Raw genomic sequence first — 15,830 nt, 5'->3', positions numbered from 1 at the left:
GCGGCTCCCGGTTCAGGCGGCGATCGCGACGGGCGCGGGGCCGCACACCGCGCGGGCTCCGCCGAGATGCAGGATGGCCGCGCGGATCAGCCCGCGCGAGCGGAAACGCTCTGCCTCGGCAAGCCCGGCGGCGAGCGCGTGGCGAATCTCGATCGGCTTGAGCGGCCCGAGGCCCACGGTGACAAGCCGGTCGCCAAGGTCGCTGTCGGGATCGAGCGACGAGGCCGGCACGCGCTCGACTGCCTTGTGACCGGGAAGATCGACGGCGTTGGCGATCAGTGTCGCCGCGACATCCGCGGTCGCGGCGTTGGCGGCGAGCACGGTCACCGAGTCCGCGATGCCGAGGCTGAACGAACGCCCGCCCTGGCGCTTTGTGGCGCGGCCCGAGGTGGCGATGCCGCCGATCCAGTCCTCGGCGGTGATCGTCGCGACGGCGTCGAGCCCCGGTGCCGCGAGATCCGTGACGACGCCGCAGCGGAAGGACTGGTCCGGCTCCAGGTGCAGTGCGATGTCCCCGCCGTCATTGACGAAGGCGCGGCTGAGTCGCCGCCCATCGCGCAGTGCGGCGAGCAGATGATCAGCCACCGCGCCGGCCACGGCGGCCATCGGCGTGACGAAGCGGTCGGAGAAGGGCGCGGCGGCCTCGTGCATCCGCCGCGCCACCAGCCCGCGCGGCCGCTCGCCCGGCAATGGGCGGCGCAGCAGGGGCAACTCGCGGCAGAGCTCCGGCAGCACGCCGCGGAATACCGCGGCAGCCTGGGCGTAGGCGCGCTTCACCTCGGTCCGGTCACCCCAGGCGCGCAACACCACATCGATCGGGCCGTGGTTCAGATGCAGCCGCCCGTCGGGCAGCATCGCTGCGGAGGCGCTCATGCGGTGCGGTCCATCGGCCAGGGCTGTGCCGGGTCCCAGGGGATGGCCTTCAGGCGGGCCTCGTCACGGAGCGACGCTAGCGGGCGGACACGGTCCATGTGCCCCCCCATCGCCGCATAATCGGCGAGCGGCAGGGTGAACTCGATCGGCGCCACCAGCGCCGGGGTCGGCACGTAGCCGAAACTGCCATCGGGCATGGCCAGCACATCCGTCATGTAGGTGATTCCGCCACCCGGCCAGACATAGACCGGCGCACCGCCCGAGGTCACGCGCGTTGCCTCGCGCCGTACCGAACGGGTGAGCCGTACCGGGTTGTCAGTGACGCCGGCGCGCAAGCTGCCGCCCGCGCCCGCCATGAACAGCACCGAGACCAGCGCCGGTTCGCAGTTCTCGCCGATCCGCTCCACCACTGCGGCGATCTCCGGCGGCATCGGCGCGGGACGGGGCGTCAGCGCCTCGTCGAGCACGAACCAGGCTGCGTGCTCGCCGGTGGTGGAGACCATCAGGAGCCGCAGCCCCGGCCACGCCACCTTGGGATCGATCTTCTCGATGATCGCCAGCGGATCCGTGATGTCGGTGCCGCCCCAGCCCGTGCCGGGATTGGCGACCTGGAAGTAGCGCCCCGGCGTGGAGCGGCGGCCGCGCACACGGATGCCCGAGGGGCGCATGTCGAGGAAGCGGCCGGCCTGGTGCTCGGTGAGCACGCCCGTGATGTGATCGTCCACCACGATCACCTCATCGGCGTGGCCGCACCACTGGCGTGCGAAGATGCCGATCGCAGCCGAGCCGCAGCCCACACGCATGCGCTCCTCACGCACGCCGTCGATGATCGGCGCCGCGCCGGCCTGCACGGTGACGCGCGCGCCACCGTCGATCACGAGTTCGACCGCGCCCTTGTTGGCGAGCGCGAGCAGGGTCTCGCAGGTGACGACGCCTTCCTTCTTCGATCCGCCGGTGAGATGACGCACGCCACCGAGGCTCAGCATCTGGCTGCCGTATTCGGCCGTGGTCACGTGCCCGACCTGTTCGCCATTCACCCGTACCGGCGCGCATTCGGGGCCGAGGAAGCGGTCGGTGTCGATCTTCAGCTTGAGCCCGCAATAGCTGAAGATCCCCTCGGTGACGACCGTCACCATGTCCACCCCATCGATCTCCGAGGCGACGATGAAGGGAGCCGGCTTGTAGTCGGGATAGGTGGTGCCGGCGCCGATGCCGGTGACGAAGGCCGTGGCGCCCGACAGCAGCGAGCCATCCCAGCCCGCGCCCAGGAAGGGGATCACGCCGTCCTTGCCGGCGCGCGCGGCAATGACGAAGGGATCGAGACGCGCAAGCCGCCCCTCGACATTGCCGTAGCGGTCGCAAGCGCCGGTGCGGCCGGGGCGGATGCGGCATAGCACCGGGCAGGCATCGCAGGTGACGATCCCGGCCTCGCCATCCTTGGCGTGGGCAAGCGCCTCGGCATCTGGCGCGTCGGTCGACTGCTTGGTTTCGGTCATGCGGATTTGGCCAGGATCGCCGCCCGCACGCGATCGGGGGTTGCCGGGACGCGCGTGAGACGCACCCCCGCCGCGTGCGCGATCGCGCCGAGGATCGCGGGCGCGGTCGCGATCAGCGCCGGCTCGCCGACGCCCTTGGCGCCGTAGGGGCCGAGCGGCTCGGGGTCCTCGATCAGGATGGTCTCGATGGGCGGGATGTCGCCGATGGTCGGGATCAGGTAGTCGTGCAGGTTCTCGTTACGGCCAGGGAAGAACTCCTCCATGAGCGCGAGGCCGAGCCCTTGGGCGACGCCGCCATGGATCTGGCCCTCCACCTGGGTCGGGTTGACCGCGCGGCCGACATCGTGCGCCGCGACGACGCGGGTCACGCGCACCGTGCCCAGGTCGATATCGACTTCGACCGCGGCGAGCTGCGCGGCGAAGCCGTAGGTGGCGTAGGGCACGCCCCGGCCGTCCGCATCCAGCGCCGTGGTCGGCGGATCGAACCGGCCGTGCCCGACCAGGACGTCGCCGTTCGCGTCGGGGGCGAGGCGCGCGAGATCCGGGCGAACGACCCGCCCACCGTCGTGGATCGTCAGGTCGGGCGCGATGGTCGCATCCGGCCCGGCGTTGACGAGCGCGAGCAGCTTCCGTCGCAGATCCTCACCGGCGAGCCGTGCGGCATTGCCGGAGACGAAGGTCTGGCGCGAGGCCGAGGTCTTGCCGGCATCGCGCGTGCGGTCGGTGTCGCCATGCACCAGCCGTACCGCGTCAGCCGGCACGCCGAGCGCGTCCGCGGCGATCTGCACCATGATCGTGTTCGAGCCCTGGCCGATATCGACCGCGCCCGAGTAGAGCGTGATCGTGCCGTCGGCGGCGAGCCCGATGGTCATCTCGGAAGGGTTGGACATCGAGGTGTTGCCGATGCCGTACCACATGCAGGCGACGCCGACGCCGCGCCGCATGGGGCCGTGTGCCGCGCGATTGAACGCCTCCGTCTCCGCGCGCAGTGCGTGCCAGCGCGGCCGCAGCGCATCGAGGCAGGCGAGGAGGCCCACCGAGCGGTCCAGCACCTGGCCCGTCGCCGTGGAATCGCCCTTGCGGAGCGCGTTCAGCGCGCGGAACTCCAGCCGGTCGATGCCGGCGCGGTCGGCCAGCGCGTCCATCAGCGCCTCGTGCGCTATCGCCGCTTGCGGGACGCCGAAGCCGCGGAAGGCGCCCGCCGGCGTGTCGGTCGAGTGGATCGCGGCACTGGTCGCCCGCACGTTCGGCACCCGGTACGGACCCATCGCATGCACCGGCACGCGGTTCGCGACCGTCGGCCCCCAGGAGGCATAGGCGCCGGTGTTGAAGTCGCCGTGGAACCGGTAGGCGAGCAGCCGGCCCTCGGCGTCGCACGCGGCCTCGGCCGTGATCCGCGCGGGATGGCGTTTGGTCGTCGAGGCCATGCTCTCGGGGCGCGTGTAGACGCAGCGGACCGGCCGGCCGAGCCGCCACGCCGCAACCGCGATCATCGGCTGGAGCGAGAGATCGAGCTTGCCGCCGAAGCCGCCGCCCGTGGCAGTCGGGATCACACGCACATGCTCAGGCGCGATGCCGAGGATGAGCGCAAGCTCGTCGCGGTCCATGTAGGGCGTCTGGGTGCAGGCGACGATCTCGATCCGGTCGCCCACGCGCCGCGCGTAGCCGGCCTCGGGCTCGATATAGGCGTGCTCGACGAAGCCGGTCTCGATGGCGATGGCCGCGCGATGCGTCGCGTCCGCGAGCGCGGCCTCCGCATCCCCGGCGACCACGCGGCCGCGGCACAGCACGTTGCCCGGCGCGTGCTCGTGCAGATCCTGCGCGCCACCGGCGAGCGCGGCATCGAACGTGACGGGCGGCAGGGGCTCCCACGCGATCGGCACATCCTCGTCGCGGATCCCGGCGATCGTTTCCGCGTCGCCGACCAGGGCGCAGACCGCCTCGCCGCGCATCCGCGCGACGCCCTCGGCGAACACGGGCTGGTCCTTGCCGGTCGGGTAGATGCCGAAGCGGTTCGCGCCGGGAACGTCGCGCGCGGTCAGCACGGCGACGAGCCCCGGAAAGCGCGCGTGCAGCGATGCCAGTTCGCCGATGCGGAACCTGGCGTGGGTGTGCGGGCTGCGCACGGCGCGGAGCGTCAGCCAGGCGGTCTCGGGCAGCGCATCGGCGCCGAAGCGATCGGCGCCCGTCACCTTAGGCGCGCCGTCGGTCTTGGGCAGCCGCGCGCCCACCGCGCGTCCGGCGGGTGGGGCCGGGTCCGCCGCGGCATGGTTCCGGCCGACCGCCAGCACCGCCTCGACGATCTTGCGGTAGCCGGTGCAGCGGCACAGCACGCCGCCGAGGCCGTCGAGCACCTCCGCCTCGGACGGGTACGGATTGCGGGCGAGCAGATCGGCCGCCGCCATCAGCATCCCCGGCGTGCAGATGCCGCACTGCGCCGCGCCGTGATCGAGGAAGGCGCGTTGCAACGGCGCGAGCCGCCCCTCACGTGCCAGTCCTTCCACAGTTTCGACCGCACGACCCTCCGCCTGCGCGACCGGCACGAGACAGGCGCAGACCTGCCGCCCGTCCAGCAGCACCGTGCAGGCGCCGCAGTCGCCGGCGTTGCAGCCGATCTTGGTCCCCGTGAGCCCGAGCGTGTCGCGCAGCACATCGGCGAGCCGCGTCTCCGGCGCGACATGCGCCTCGATGTCGCGGCCGTTGACGCGCAGGGCGTGGCGCGTCGCTGGCGACCTCATGCCGCGAGTCCTGCCAGCGCGCGCCGCACCAGCGTGAGCGCGGCGTCGCGGCGATAGGCTGCGGTGCCGCGAACGTCGTCGATCGGCGCCAGAGGGGCGAGGTCGGTGGGCTCGACCAGCGCGGGGTCCGGGCGCTTGCCCGCGAGGCGCGCCTCGAGCGCGTCAAGCCGCATTGGCACGGGGCTGCACGCGCCCACCGCGATCCGCGCCTCGGCGACGCGTCCGGTCGCATCGAAGGTGGCGACCGCGGCGACCATGGCGATGCTGATGACGAGATACCGCCGTGCGCCGAGCTTCAGGAACGTGCCGCGCGCCGGCCCGTGCGGGCGTCGCACGCGGATCGCGGTCAGGAGCTCGTCCGGGCGGCGGTCGGTGCGGCGGTTGCCGAGCACGAAGGCGCTGACAGGCAGGGTGCGCGCGCCGGCCGCGCTCGCGAGCTCGACCTCGGCGTCGAGGGCGATCCAGTTCGGCGTGCCGTCGGCGGCCGGGCTCGCGTTGCACAGATTGCCGCCGAGCGTGCCGGCGTTCTGGATCTGCATGCCGCCGACCTCGCGCGCGGCCGCCTTGAGCCCGTCGAACAACGGCGGCAGGCGCGCCTCGATCACATCCGTCCAGGTGGTCGCGGCGCCGAAGCGCCAGCCGGTGTCATCCTCGGCGATCCCGCGCAGGCCAGGGATGGCGCTGAGGTCGAGCAGATCCTCGTCGGGGCTGACCCCGACCCGCGCCGGGTAGTGGTCGGTGCCGCCCGCCAGCGGGACGCGCGGCGCGGCCGACATGGCGGCCAGCGCCTCGGCCAGGCTCGTCGGACGCAGATAGCGCCCCATTCCCTCTCCCCTACCGCCGCTCCCGCGGCCGAAATCATTCGTATGCATACGATCTCCCCGTGACGGCGCCGCTGTCAATCGGCGTGTTCCCGGGGTCGCGGGGCGGGGCTTCCGGCGTCGCGGGCCTCTCCGTAAGGTGGCGTGGGGTGGGACCACCGACGGAGGGGACATGGCGCGCATCGGCTTCATCGGGCTCGGCAACATGGGCGCGCCGATGGCACGCAACCTGATGCGGGCCGGGCACGAGCTGCGCGTGTTCGACGTCTTCCTCGACCGGACCGGCCGTCTGGTCGCCGAGGGAGCGACAGCGGCCGAGACGCCCGCCGGCGTCACCGAAGGGGCCGAAGCAATCGTCACCATGCTGCCGGCTGGGCGCGAGGTGCGCGCGGTCTATGGCGGCCAGGGCGGGCTGATCGAGACGGCGGCGCCCGGCACGCTGCTGATCGACTGCTCGACAATCGATGTCGCGACCGCGCGCGAGGTCGCCGCACTGGCGCATGAGGGGGGGCTCGCGATGATCGATGCGCCGGTCTCGGGCGGGGTCGGCGGGGCCGAGGCCGCGACGCTCACCTTCATGGTCGGGGGGCCCGAGGCGGAGGTCGAGCGCGCGCGGCCGATCCTTGCGGCGATGGGCAAGGCGGTGATCCGCGCGGGCGAAGCGGGCGCGGGGCAGGCGGCGAAGATCTGCAACAACATGATCCTCGGCGTCTCGATGATCGCGGTGTGCGAGGCCTTCGCGCTCGCGGAGAAGCTCGGGTTGGATCATCAGGCGCTGTTCGATATCGCGTCGAAATCCTCGGGCCAGTGCTGGAGCCTGACCAGCTACTGCCCGGTGCCCGGGCCGGTGCCGGCGAGCCCGGCGAACCGCGACTACGCGCCCGGCTTCACCGCGCAGATGATGCTGAAGGACCTCGATCTCGCGCAGGAGGCCGCGCGCAGCAGCGGTGCGGAGACCGAACTCGGTCGGCATGCCGCCGAGCTCTATCGCCGCTTCGTCGAGTGCAACGGCAGCGGCACCGATTTCTCCGGCATCATCCGCATGATCCGCGGTAGGGCGTGAGCGGCGTCCCGACGCTGGACGATCTACTCGCCACGGCGCTGCGGCGGCATTTCGGGTTTACGTCGTTCCGGCCGGGCCAGGAGCAGGTGGCGCGCGCGCTCGGCGCGGGGCAGGACGTGCTCGCGGTGATGCCGACGGGAGCAGGCAAGAGCCTCTGCTACCAGATCCCCGCCCTCGTGCGCGAGGGGCTCGCGGTGGTCGTGAGCCCGCTGATCGCATTGATGCAGGACCAGGTGCAGCGGTTGCAGGCGAACGGGATCGCCGCGGATATGGTGAACTCGAACCGCCCGCGCGAGGAGAATGTCGCGGCGTGGAAGGCAGCCGCGCGCGGCGAGCTCGACCTGCTCTACATGAGCCCCGAGCGGCTGACTGATCCGCGCATGCTGGAGGCGCTCGCGCGGCTGCCCCTGTCGCTGCTGGTCGTGGACGAGGCGCATTGCGTCAGCCAATGGGGCCATGACTTCCGCCCGGAGTACTTGGCGCTCGGCTGCCTCAAGGAGCGGTTCCCGGCTGTGCCGATCGGCGCCTTCACTGCCACCGCCGACCGCGCCACCCGCGCCGAGGTCGCGCGCGTGCTGCTGCGCCCGGACCACGCCCCGTTCGTCGCCGGCTTCGACCGCCCCAACATCGCCCTGTCGGTCATTCGCAAACGCAAGGGCGCGGTGAATGACCAGATCCTCGGTCTCGTTTGGGCCGGCGGTGGCGAGAGCGGGATCGTGTATTGCCTCTCCCGCGCCGAAACCGAGCGACTGGCGGCAAGGCTGGCCTCGGCCGGCGTGAACGCGTTCCCCTACCACGCCGGCATGGATGCGGATGCGCGACGTGCGGCGCTCGATCGGTTCCTGACCGAGCCCGGCGCGGTGCCGGTCGCCACGGTCGCGTTCGGCATGGGGATCGACAAGCCGGATGTGCGCTTCGTGATCCATGCCGCGCTGCCGGCGGGACTCGAGGCCTACTACCAGGAGATCGGCCGCGCCGGGCGTGACGGCCTGCCCGCGGTCGCGACCATGCTGTTCGGCTGGAACGATGTGATGGCGCGCCGACGCATGATCGACGGCACGGCCGCGCCCGAGGAGCGCAAACGGGTCGAGCACGCGCGGCTGAAGCGGCTGGTCGAGTATGCCGAGACGACGGCGTGCCGACGGCAATTGCTGCTGCGCCACTTCGGCGAGGAGACGGGGCCCTGCGGCGCCTGCGACGTGTGCCAAGCAACCCTCGGGGAGATCGCGCCCGTCACCGAGCGCGCGCGCGCACCGGTTCCCACGCCGCGCGCCGTCGATCCGGAGCTCCTCGCGGCGCTGAAGCGGCTCCGGCTCGACCTCGCGCGCGCCCGCCGCGTGCCCGCCTATGTGGTGTTCCACGATGCGACGCTCGCCGCGATCGCTTCGGCGCGGCCCCACACGCTCGATGCGCTCGGCGCGCTGCCCGGGGTGGGCGCGAAGAAGCTCGCGGATTTCGGCGCCGCCGTCCTCGACGTCGTCCGCGCCTCGCCGTGAGCGTCAGTCGAGCGCCTTGGCGAGCCAGACGAGGCGCGTGCGCGTGAAGCCGAGACGGTCATAGAAGTCGAGCGCCAGCAGGTTCGTCTCGTCGGCGAGCAACGCGATGCGTACCGCGCCGCGCCGACGCGCCCAGGCCTCGGCGGCGGCGAGCAGGGCGCGGCCGATGCCGCGGCCGCGCAAAGTCTCGTCCACGACCACGTCCTCAATGCCGGCTGAGAGGCCGCCGCGCGCCGTGCTCGCCGTGAGCTGCACCGTGCACATCCCGACCACGCGGCCTTGGGCCTCGGCGACCAGGATCACCGCGTCGGCACGGCTCCGCAGCAGTTCCAGCCCGCGCGCCTGCACCTCCGGGTCGATCGCGAAGTCCGCCTCGATCGCGAAGAGCTGCGCCAGCAGGCTGACCAGCGCGGGGATGTCCCCGGCGTGACCCTGGCGAATCGCGATGATAGCGCTCACGCGCGCATCCGTCCCGCGTCCGCCGCGGCGAGGAGGGGTGCACGCAGCCGCTTCGGCAGGCGCAGGACGACCAGCCGCCAGGCGCGCACGAGATAACCGCGCCACTCGGCGTCGGTCAGCGCGTCCAGATCGTCGGTCGCCACCCACTGCGCGCGGGCGAGATAGGGGGCAGGCATGAAGGATCCCGCCTCGGTGAGGACATGGAAGCTTTCCGGGCTCGCCTTGAATGCGACGTGCCGGAGCGCGCCGCCCTCGGGCGAAAGGGTGGCGAACATCCGCCCGCCCGCCTTGAAGACGTGGACCCCGCCCCACTGCACCACCTCCTCGGCACCGGGCAGAGCAAGGCAGAGCCGGCGCAGACGCGCGGATGTCACGCGATCAGTTCGGCGGCGGCGCCCCCGTTCGGCCGCGCTGATAGGCATCGTCGACCGAGCGGCGGTGGTAGTCGTAAAGCAGGCCACCGGCCGCACCGGCGCCCGCGCCGATCAGCGCGCCCCAGCCGAAATTGCCGGACATGGAGCCGATCAGCCCACCGGCGGCGGCACCGCCGGCGGCACCCAGGCCGGCCCGACGCAGCGTCGGGTCGGTCTCGGCGCACGCGCCGACCAGCAGCAGCAAGGCACCGGCGGCCGCGAAACGTGCAAGCGTGCTCATCTCACCTCCTCTGGGTGGGGCAGGGGAAGGTCGCGGAGAGGAACGCGAACACACCGTCGACCGCGGGTCCCGAGAGCCGGGCCGGATTGGCATCCGCCCAGGCGACGAAGCGCGCGCGCATCGTGCCGGGCTCCGTGCCGGCCGGTGCGCAGAACAGAGGTGGCGCATTCGGCGGCACGATCGCGCGGTGATAGTCGAGCGCGCCGCGGCCGTAACCGTTGCAATATCCGACCGCCTCCAGATAGTGCGGACTGTTCGAACCGACGCGGCAGATCTCGACCAGATCAGCGAGCGTTCGAACCTGGAACCGCCCAGGGTCGAGCGGCGCGGGCTGCGCCGAGGCCGTGCCGGCAGCCAGCAGGACGGCGGTCAGGGTGGGAAGGGCCTTCCCCATCTCTGCGTCCTCCAAGGTTCTCGTCGACCCGACCTTAGCGCATGCGCCGGCAGGCCGGTCATCACGATGCGCTCCGGCATCGCGACACGACCGGACATGGGGCCCGGGGGCGGGAGCCTAGCCCGTGCCGGGACGGGGGGCTATAAGGTCCGGGAAAAGCTCACGAACCGGGAGTGCCCAGGATGACCGCCGGATTGCGCTCACTGCTGCTTGCCGCAGCATCGTCGCTCGCGTTCGCGGGTGGTGCGGCTGCGCAGACCCTCACCATCGCGGTCGGTGCGCCGGTCACGTCGATCGATCCGCACTACCACAACCTCTCGCCGAACAACGCCCTGGCCGAACATCTGTTCGACGGGCTGACCGGGACGGATTCGCGCGCACGTCTGGTGCCGCGTCTGGCCGAAAGCTGGCGGGCGGTGGACGACACGACCTGGGAGTTCAAGCTGCGGCCCGGGGTGAAATTCCATAATGGTAATGACTTCACCGCGGAGGATGTGGCTTTCACCATCGCGCGCGCCGGCAACGTGCCGAACTCGCCTTCGAGCTTCGGCATCTATACGCGGGTGGTCTCCGAGGTGCAGGTGGTCGATCCGCACACCGTGCGGCTGCGCACCCGCACGACCTATCCGTTGCTGCCGGTCGACCTGTCGAACGTGATGATGCTCGACCGGCAGACCCATGAGAACGCCGCGACCGAGGACTACAACAGCGGCAAGGTGGCGTTCGGCACGGGTGCCTACCGTTTCGTGCGTTACACGCCCGGCGACCGCATCGAGCTCGAGCGCAATGATGCCTACTGGGGTCAGCGCGAGCCCTGGCAGCGCGTCAACTACCGCATCATCGTCAACAATGCCGCGCGCACGGCCGCATTGCTGGCGGGCGACGTCGACTTCATCGACCAGGTGCCGACCACCGACATCGCGCGCATGAAGCAGGACAACCGCGTGCATGTCAGTGAGGTGGTGGGGCTGCGGATCATCTATCTCGCGCTCGACCACTCGCGCACCGACGGCTCGCCCTTCGTGGCCGGACCGAACGGTGAGGCGCTCGACAGGAACCCCCTGAAGGACGTGCGGGTGCGCCGGGCACTCTCGATGGCGATCGACCGCGAGGCCATCACGTCGCGGGTGATGGAGGGTGCCGCGATCCCGGCCGGCCAGTTCCTGCCCGAAGGCGTGTACAGCCACATCCCGGGCTACGGCCCGCCGCGCTTCGATCCCGACGGCGCGCGACGTCTGCTGGCCGAGGCGGGTTATCCCAATGGGCTGCGGATCTCGATCCACGGTCCGAACGACCGCTACATCAACGACGCGCGGATCATCCAGGCGGTGGGCAGCTTCTGGACCCGGATCGGCGTGCGAACCCAGGTCGAGGCGATGCCGTGGACGACATTCATCGCGCGCGCCGGGCGGCAGGAGTTCAGCGCCTTCCTGGTCGGCTGGGGCAGCTCCACCGGCGAGGCTTCGAGCCCGCTGCGCAGCCTGGTCGCGACCTTCGACCGTGAGAAGGGCTTCGGCGCCTCGAACCGCGGCCGCTACTCGAACCCCGAGCTCGACAGACTGCTCGAACAGGCGCTTGCGACGGTCGACGACGAGAAGCGCGAGAAGCTGCTTCAGGATGCCACGCGGATCGCCATGGACGATGTCAGCATCATCCCGATCCACATCCAGAAGAACACCTGGGCGATGAAGCGGAACCTGCGGCACGACGCGCGGGCTGACGAGTTGACACGTGCCCAGGACGTCCGGCCGGCGAACTAGGCACGGCTTAGGCGGTACCGTTGCCGCGCCAGTCGCGGCGCGGCATGGTTGATCGGCGGGGCCGGGAGGACGTGAACGTCCGCCCGGCCCGGCGTGATGTTGCCGCGACCGCGTCAGCGCGGGGGAAGCAAGGATGACGGTCTATCTGATCCGACGGCTGATGCAGAGCGCTCTGGTGGTGCTCGCAATGACCGTCATCCTGTTCCTCGGTGTCTATGCGATCGGCGACCCGATCGAGATCCTGATCAGCCCGGACGCGGATCAGATCGAGCGCGAGCGCGCGATCGCGGCTCTCGGCCTCGACCGTCCGCTCTGGGAACAGTACTTCACCTTCCTCGGCAATGCGCTGCAGGGCGATCTCGGGCGCAGCTTCGTGTTCAACGAGCCGGCGCTGAAACTGATCCTGCAGAAGATGCCGGCGACCCTGGAACTGGCGCTCGCCGCCACGGTGTTCGCGATCATCCTTGGCCTGCCGCTCGGCCTGATCGCGGGGCTGAAGCCGGATGCGATCTACAGCCGCGTCATCATGGCGACTTCGATCCTCGGCTTCAGCCTGCCGACCTTCTGGGTCGGGCTCATGCTCATCATGGTGTTCGCGGTGCAGCTCGGCTGGCTGCCTTCGACCGGACGAGGCCCCACGGCCGAGTTCCTCGGTGTGCAGTGGTCTTTCCTGACCACCGACGGCTTGCGCTACCTGATCATGCCGGCGCTCAATCTGAGCCTCTTCAAGATCTCGCTGGTGATCCGGCTCACGCGCGCCGGCGTGCGCGAGACCGTGCTGATGGACTACGTGAAATTCGCCCGCGCCAAGGGGCTGAGTCCGAATCGGGTGATTTTCGTGCACGTGCTGAAGAACATCCTGATCCCGGTCGTGACCGTCACCGCGCTGGAGTTCGGCTCGACCATCGCCTTCTCGGTGGTGACCGAGAGCATCTTCGCCTGGCCGGGCATGGGCAAGCTGATCATCGATTCCATCTACGTGCTGGATCGGCCCGTGATCGTCGCCTATCTGATGATCATCGTCTTCATGTTCATCATCCTGAACTTCACCGTGGACGTGCTCTACTCGGTGCTCGATCCGCGCGTCCGGCTGCAGGACCAGAAGGCATGACGCCGCCCCCCGCCGAAGCCGCCGTCACGTCGGCCGCGCTCGCGCCCGCCACCGCGCGCGAGGAGACGCCGTTCCGCCGCTTCGTCGCCGACTTCGCCGAGAGCAAGGTCGCCGTCGGCGCCTTCGTGGTGTTCGTGGTGATCGCGCTGCTCGCCATCTTCGCCAACGTGATCGCGCCGCAGAACCCCTACGATCTCGCCCAGCTCGACATCATGGACGGGCGGATGCCGCCGGGCACGGTGGGGGGCGCGGGCTTCACCTACATTCTCGGCACCGACGATCAGGGCCGCGACATGTTCAGCGGCATCCTGTTCGGATTGCGCATCTCGCTGATGGTCGGCGCCGGCTCGGCCTTCATCGCCTTCATCGTCGGCACCTCGCTCGGCCTGCTCGCCGCGTATTTCGGCGGCCGTACCGACACGCTGATCATGCGGCTGGTCGATCTCCAGCTCTCGTTCCCGTCCATTCTCGTCGCGCTGATGATCCTGGCCTTCCTTGGCAAGGGCATCCTCAACGTGGTCATCGCCATCGTGGTGGTGGAGTGGGCCTACTACGCGCGCACGGTGCGCGGCACCGCGCTGGTCGAGCGGCGGCGCGAGTACATCGAGGCGGCAGAGTGCCTCGCCCTCTCGAAGCCGCGCATCGTGTTCCGCCACCTGCTGCCGAACTGCCTGCCGCCGCTGATCGTGATCCTGACCATGCAGGTCGCGCGTGCGATCGCGCTTGAGGCGACGCTGTCGTTCCTCGGCCTCGGCGTGCCGGTGACGGAGCCCTCGCTCGGCCTGCTGATCGCCAACGGTTACGAGTACATGCTGTCGGGCCGCTACTGGATCAGCTTCTATCCCGGCATCGCGCTGCTGGTGACGATCGTCGTCATCAACCTGGTGGGCGACCAGTTGCGCGACGTCTTGAACCCGCGACTCCGGAAGTAGGCGATGAGCGAGCAGCCGACCATCGAGGTGCGCAACCTGCGCACGCATTTCTTCACCAAGGCGGGCGTGGTGAAGGCGGTGGACGACGTCTCGTTCTCCGTCGGCAAGGGCCGCATCCTCGGGCTCGTCGGCGAGTCCGGCTCGGGCAAGTCGGTGACGGGCTTCTCGATCATGGGGCTTGTCGATCCGCCGGGCCGGGTCGCCGGCGGCGAGATCCTGTTCCAGGGGCGCGATCTCGCCAAGCTCTCCGAGGAGGAGATGCGGAAGATTCGGGGCGCCCGCATCGCCATGATCTTCCAGGACCCGATGATGACGCTCAATCCGGTCCTGCGCATCGACACGCAGATGATCGAGACCGTGCTGGCGCACGACAAGGTCTCGGAGGCGGAGGCGCGCAAGCGCGCGCGCGCGGCGCTGGTCCAGGTCGGCATCCCGAGCCCGGACGAGCGGCTGAAGGCCTATCCGCACCAGTTCTCGGGTGGGATGCGCCAGCGCGTGGCGATCGCGATCGCGCTGCTGCACAAGCCCGAGCTGATCATCGCCGACGAGCCAACGACCGCGCTCGACGTGACGATCCAGGGCCAGATCCTGTTCGAGGTGCAGAAACTCTGCCGCGAGAGTGGCACGAGCCTGATCTGGATCACGCACGACCTGTCGGTGGTCGCCGGCCTCGCCGACGAGATCTGCGTGATGTATGCCAGCCGGATCGTCGAGAAGGGCACGGTGGACGAGGTGCTCGACCACCCCCTGCATCCCTACACGCGCGGGCTGATCGGTTCGGTACCGAGCCGGAACGTACGCGGCCGGCCGCTCGCGCAGATTCCCGGCATGACGCCCTCGCTGCTCAACCTCCCCCCCGGCTGCGCTTTCCGCGCGCGCTGCCCGCGCGCCTCCGAGGCGTGCCTGGTCGAACCGGAGATGACCGCGCCGCTGCCGAACCGCGAGGTGCGCTGCTTCCACCCGCATCTTGAGACCGTCGCGGCATGACCGCGGAGGCCGAGATCGGGCGGCGTGCGCGCGTCGCCGACAGTACCGCGCCGATGATCGAGCTGCGCGGTGTGTCCAAGCAGTTCCGCAAGACGCTCGACCTCGCCGGGCGTATCGCGCAGCGGCTGGGCGCGAATGTGCGCGAGGAGGTGGTGCACGCGGTGGACAATGTCGATCTCGCGGTGAAGCAGGGTGAGGTGGTCGGGCTGGTCGGCGAGTCGGGCTGCGGCAAGTCGACGCTGGGGCGGATGGTCGCGGGGATCCTGCCCGCCTCCTCCGGCACGATCCTGTGGAAGGGGCAGGACGTGAAGACGCTGCCGCCCGAGCAGGCCAAGGCGGCCAAGCTCGCGATCCAGATGATCTTCCAGGACCCCTATGCCTCGCTCAATCCGCGGCTGCGGGTCGATCGCATCATCGGCGAGGCGCCGCTGGTGCACGGGCTGGTCACGCAGGGCGAGTTCGATGCCTATCTCGCCCAGCAGATGCGCCGCGCCGGGCTCGACCCGGCGTTCAAGCGCCGCTATCCGCACCAGTTCTCGGGCGGGCAACGCCAGCGCATCGGCATCGCCCGTGCGCTCGCAGTGCAGCCGGAGTTCATCGTCTGCGACGAGGCAGTCGCGGCGCTCGACGTCTCAATCCAGGCGCAGATCCTGAACCTGTTCATGGATCTGCGGCGCGACCTGAACCTCACCTACCTGTTCATCAGCCACGATCTCGGCGTGGTCGAGCATCTCTCGGACCGCGTGGTGATCATGTATTTGGGGCGGATCGTCGAGGAGGCGCCGGCCGAGGATGTATTCGCCTCACCGAACCACCCCTATACCCAGGCACTGCTCACCGGCGTGCCGCGCATCGACAGCCGCAAGCGCGCGTTCTCGGCGGTGAGGGGCGAGATCCCGAGCCCGCTCAACCCGCCCTCGGGCTGCCACTTCCATCCGCGCTGTCCGCACGCGATGGCGCGCTGCCGCGAGGAGGCGCCGAAGCTGAAGGCGATCGCGCCGGGGCGGCGGAGCGCATGTCACTTGAATGACGGGGCCGCCTGATCG

The 15,830-nt window shown here is 70.5% G+C and carries 15 protein-coding genes; 7 read left to right on the top strand and 8 right to left on the bottom strand.

Annotated elements, in window-relative coordinates; all coding sequences use genetic code 11:
• Positions 1-12: 12 nt before the first annotated feature.
• The 4 genes from F563_RS21595 to F563_RS0104915 are packed head-to-tail and all read right to left on the bottom strand — an operon-like array spanning position 13 to position 5,931.
• Positions 13-873 (bottom strand): UPF0280 family protein, encoded by an 861-nt coding sequence (locus F563_RS21595; RefSeq protein ID WP_035574702.1) that lies wholly within the window; start codon positions 871-873, stop codon positions 13-15.
• A complete protein-coding gene (locus F563_RS0104925) occupies positions 870-2,369 on the bottom strand; it encodes a hypothetical protein (protein WP_019013536.1) in 1,500 nt (499 codons plus the stop codon). Before F563_RS0104925 ends, F563_RS21595 begins: the two co-directional genes overlap by 4 nt.
• Positions 2,366-5,107: a molybdopterin-dependent oxidoreductase gene (locus F563_RS0104920; protein ID WP_019013535.1), complete on the bottom strand. Its 2,742-nt coding sequence runs from the start codon at positions 5,105-5,107 to the stop codon at positions 2,366-2,368. Before F563_RS0104920 ends, F563_RS0104925 begins: the two co-directional genes overlap by 4 nt.
• The gene (locus F563_RS0104915) at positions 5,104-5,931 is read right to left on the bottom strand and encodes an FAD binding domain-containing protein (protein WP_019013534.1); all 828 of its coding nucleotides are present in this window, start codon (positions 5,929-5,931) and stop codon (positions 5,104-5,106) included. The genes F563_RS0104920 and F563_RS0104915 overlap by 4 nt, the downstream gene beginning before the upstream one ends.
• A 169-nt stretch (positions 5,932-6,100) precedes the next feature.
• Between F563_RS0104915 and mmsB the strand changes: the two genes are divergently transcribed.
• Complete coding sequence (gene mmsB, locus F563_RS0104910; protein ID WP_019013533.1) at positions 6,101-6,991, top strand: 3-hydroxyisobutyrate dehydrogenase; 891 nt, start codon at positions 6,101-6,103, stop codon at positions 6,989-6,991.
• On the top strand, positions 6,988-8,487 hold the full coding sequence (locus F563_RS0104905) for a RecQ family ATP-dependent DNA helicase (protein WP_019013532.1): 1,500 nt from the start codon (positions 6,988-6,990) through the stop codon (positions 8,485-8,487). The genes mmsB and F563_RS0104905 overlap by 4 nt, the downstream gene beginning before the upstream one ends.
• A 3-nt stretch (positions 8,488-8,490) precedes the next feature.
• Here F563_RS0104905 and F563_RS0104900 read toward each other — a convergent pair whose 3' ends face one another.
• From F563_RS0104900 to F563_RS0104885, 4 genes are read right to left on the bottom strand one after another with little or no spacing between them, the layout of a single operon-like run.
• Positions 8,491-8,946 (bottom strand): GNAT family N-acetyltransferase, encoded by a 456-nt coding sequence (locus tag F563_RS0104900; protein ID WP_019013531.1) that lies wholly within the window; start codon positions 8,944-8,946, stop codon positions 8,491-8,493.
• Positions 8,943-9,320 carry an MmcQ/YjbR family DNA-binding protein gene (locus tag F563_RS0104895; protein WP_019013530.1) on the bottom strand — a complete coding sequence of 126 codons (378 nt, stop codon included), beginning with the start codon at positions 9,318-9,320 and terminating at the stop codon, positions 8,943-8,945. The genes F563_RS0104900 and F563_RS0104895 overlap by 4 nt, the downstream gene beginning before the upstream one ends.
• 4 nt (positions 9,321-9,324) lie before the next feature.
• Positions 9,325-9,600: a YMGG-like glycine zipper-containing protein gene (locus F563_RS21590; RefSeq protein WP_019013529.1), complete on the bottom strand. Its 276-nt coding sequence runs from the start codon at positions 9,598-9,600 to the stop codon at positions 9,325-9,327.
• Position 9,601: 1 nt separating this feature from the next.
• Complete coding sequence (locus F563_RS0104885; RefSeq protein WP_019013528.1) at positions 9,602-9,994, bottom strand: Rap1a/Tai family immunity protein; 393 nt, start codon at positions 9,992-9,994, stop codon at positions 9,602-9,604.
• Between the two features lie 182 nt (positions 9,995-10,176).
• Between F563_RS0104885 and F563_RS0104880 the strand changes: the two genes are divergently transcribed.
• The 5 genes from F563_RS0104880 to F563_RS0104860 all read left to right on the top strand — a co-directional run bounded on the left by F563_RS0104880 (position 10,177) and on the right by F563_RS0104860 (position 15,827).
• On the top strand, positions 10,177-11,754 hold the full coding sequence (locus F563_RS0104880; protein ID WP_019013527.1) for an ABC transporter substrate-binding protein: 1,578 nt from the start codon (positions 10,177-10,179) through the stop codon (positions 11,752-11,754).
• 133 nt (positions 11,755-11,887) lie between these two features.
• Positions 11,888-12,865, top strand: a complete 978-nt coding sequence (locus F563_RS0104875) for an ABC transporter permease (protein ID WP_019013526.1) — start codon at positions 11,888-11,890, stop codon at positions 12,863-12,865.
• Entirely contained in the window at positions 12,862-13,797 is a 936-nt protein-coding gene (locus tag F563_RS0104870) for an ABC transporter permease (RefSeq protein WP_019013525.1), read from the top strand. The genes F563_RS0104875 and F563_RS0104870 overlap by 4 nt, the downstream gene beginning before the upstream one ends.
• Positions 13,798-13,800: 3 nt before the next feature.
• Entirely contained in the window at positions 13,801-14,784 is a 984-nt protein-coding gene (locus F563_RS0104865) for an ABC transporter ATP-binding protein (RefSeq protein WP_019013524.1), read from the top strand.
• A complete protein-coding gene (locus tag F563_RS0104860; RefSeq protein WP_019013523.1) occupies positions 14,781-15,827 on the top strand; it encodes an ABC transporter ATP-binding protein in 1,047 nt (348 codons plus the stop codon). Before F563_RS0104865 ends, F563_RS0104860 begins: the two co-directional genes overlap by 4 nt.
• Positions 15,828-15,830: the final 3 nt, after the last annotated feature.

It is taken from the genome of Elioraea tepidiphila DSM 17972, assembly GCF_000378465.1.
In the GTDB taxonomy this organism is placed as follows: Bacteria; Pseudomonadota; Alphaproteobacteria; order Acetobacterales; family Acetobacteraceae; genus Elioraea; species Elioraea tepidiphila.
Note: the sequence above shows the minus strand (reverse complement) of the source record. Positions and strands in the feature narration are given on the sequence as shown.

What these genes read in the sequence shown, in the direction of transcription:
- F563_RS0104885 (WP_019013528.1), bottom strand. Translation starts at nt 9,994, where the DNA reads ATGGGGAAGGCCCTTCCCACCCTGACCGCCGTCCTGCTGGCTGCCGGC.
- F563_RS0104860 (WP_019013523.1), top strand. Translation starts at nt 14,781, where the DNA reads ATGACCGCGGAGGCCGAGATCGGGCGGCGTGCGCGCGTCGCCGACAGT.
- F563_RS0104865 (WP_019013524.1), top strand. Translation starts at nt 13,801, where the DNA reads ATGAGCGAGCAGCCGACCATCGAGGTGCGCAACCTGCGCACGCATTTC.
- F563_RS0104875 (WP_019013526.1), top strand. Translation starts at nt 11,888, where the DNA reads ATGACGGTCTATCTGATCCGACGGCTGATGCAGAGCGCTCTGGTGGTG.
- F563_RS21595 (WP_035574702.1), bottom strand. Translation starts at nt 873, where the DNA reads ATGAGCGCCTCCGCAGCGATGCTGCCCGACGGGCGGCTGCATCTGAAC.
- F563_RS0104915 (WP_019013534.1), bottom strand. Translation starts at nt 5,931, where the DNA reads ATGGGGCGCTATCTGCGTCCGACGAGCCTGGCCGAGGCGCTGGCCGCC.
- mmsB (WP_019013533.1), top strand. Translation starts at nt 6,101, where the DNA reads ATGGCGCGCATCGGCTTCATCGGGCTCGGCAACATGGGCGCGCCGATG.
- F563_RS21590 (WP_019013529.1), bottom strand. Translation starts at nt 9,600, where the DNA reads ATGAGCACGCTTGCACGTTTCGCGGCCGCCGGTGCCTTGCTGCTGCTG.
- F563_RS0104920 (WP_019013535.1), bottom strand. Translation starts at nt 5,107, where the DNA reads ATGAGGTCGCCAGCGACGCGCCACGCCCTGCGCGTCAACGGCCGCGAC.
- F563_RS0104870 (WP_019013525.1), top strand. Translation starts at nt 12,862, where the DNA reads ATGACGCCGCCCCCCGCCGAAGCCGCCGTCACGTCGGCCGCGCTCGCG.
- F563_RS0104925 (WP_019013536.1), bottom strand. Translation starts at nt 2,369, where the DNA reads ATGACCGAAACCAAGCAGTCGACCGACGCGCCAGATGCCGAGGCGCTT.
- F563_RS0104880 (WP_019013527.1), top strand. Translation starts at nt 10,177, where the DNA reads ATGACCGCCGGATTGCGCTCACTGCTGCTTGCCGCAGCATCGTCGCTC.